Raw genomic sequence first — 452 nt, 5'->3', positions numbered from 1 at the left:
ATGAAAACGCTGACAACGCTGATCCTGCGTAGACCTTCACGAAACCAGCATATGCAAAAACCTTCTCTCAAATCCAATTCCTACTTTTTCAGCAGCAACCGCCATCAAAATTTTTTAATGGGCTGTACTAGATTAGCCCTAAATTCCACACCATTTTTGCAGGATTTTAAGCTGTTGAGACGGTATGCCGAAATTAAATCGAAATTCGCATTCTTTCAAGAACAGCGGGAAAGATTTGCGATCGATTCCGTTGTATTTGCGTAAGACGCATTTTGCCTGATTCCAAAAATTCTCAATGCCGTTAATGTGGTTCTGACGGTCGGCAAATTCCTTGGAATGGTTGATGCGGTAATGGATGAAACCGCTCACGTCCAACTTGTCGTAGCTGTTCAGGCTATCCGTGTAAACAATGCTGTCCGGCATGATTTTCTTTTTAATGACAGGGAGTAACG

The 452-nt window shown here is 42.5% G+C and carries 1 protein-coding gene; it reads right to left on the bottom strand.

Translation table 11 applies throughout. From position 1 onward, the window contains the following. Positions 1-138 precede the first annotated feature (138 nt). On the bottom strand, positions 139-452 hold a 314-nt coding region (locus ACTHUR_RS20680; protein ID WP_440400671.1), incomplete at its 5' end, for an IS1595 family transposase.

The sequence above is a fragment of the Neisseria sp. P0021.S007 genome (assembly GCF_051956855.1).
Note: the sequence above shows the minus strand (reverse complement) of the source record. Positions and strands in the feature narration are given on the sequence as shown.